Genomic DNA, 816 nt, shown 5'->3' with positions numbered 1-816 from the left:
CGAACCGCCGTTCGCCGGACTTCGCGGCGAGCACCACCTCGTCGCGGCGGCCGGCCAGGGCGCGGCCGAGAACCTCCTCGGCGCTCTCGCGCTGCGCGGCCGGCGGCGCACCGGGGCGGTCGAAGGTCGACGTGGAGCCGTGCCCGTTCGCGGTGTCCACGAAGTCCACGCCCAGCTCCAGCGCCGCACCCACCACGGCGTCGGCGTCCTGCGCGTTCGGGGCCGCCCCGAAGGTGGCGGTTCCCAGGCAGATCCGCAAGACGCGGACACCGCTCGGGCGCAGGACGGAGCACCTCAGGCGGGGTGATCCCTCCGGCGAACCGGCGCACCGGAGTTTCGGTCGGGGTTTCGACCGGGGTTCCAGTCGGTGCCTCGACCGGGGTTCCAGTTGCTGTTTCCTCGGAGTTCCGGTCGCTGTTTGCTCGGAGTTCCGGTCGCGGTTCCACCGAAGTTCCGGCCAGGGTTTCCCCCGGGTTCTGCTCGGAGTTTCGGGCGGGGTTCCGGTCGGGCCGGTGGTCGAGTGCCCGGTCGTGCGGGCGCTCGCCCCGATCCCGGCGGGGTTGCCGGCTCACGTCCCGAGGCCGGTCGGCGCACGGGCGTCGCGCTCGGCGCCCGTGCGCCCAGGGCGGTCGCACCCGCCGGCACCGGCGAGCCGGGTGCGCTCCAGGACGCGGGACCGCACCGCCTCCGCAGCACGTCCCCGGTGGGCGCCGCGCCGACGAGACACCGGCACCCCGCCGGGCGCACCGCCCGTCCGCGACCACGACCCGCCGCAGGCGGGGTGCGCCGAGCCACCGGAGCGGCACGGGCGCCTCC

At 76.5% G+C, this 816-nt stretch carries 1 protein-coding gene; it reads right to left on the bottom strand.

The window, feature by feature from the left end; translation table 11 throughout:
- Nucleotides 1–259: aldo/keto reductase (locus tag GTQ99_RS24505; RefSeq protein WP_240897956.1), on the bottom strand; the 259-nt coding region annotated here is incomplete at its 3' end.
- Nucleotides 260–816: the final 557 nt, after the last annotated feature.

The organism is Kineococcus vitellinus (genome assembly GCF_009906315.1).
Taxonomy (GTDB): domain Bacteria; phylum Actinomycetota; class Actinomycetes; order Actinomycetales; family Kineococcaceae; genus Kineococcus; species Kineococcus vitellinus.
The sequence above is the reverse complement of the archived record's forward strand: the minus strand, read 5'-3'. Positions and strand labels throughout refer to the sequence as shown.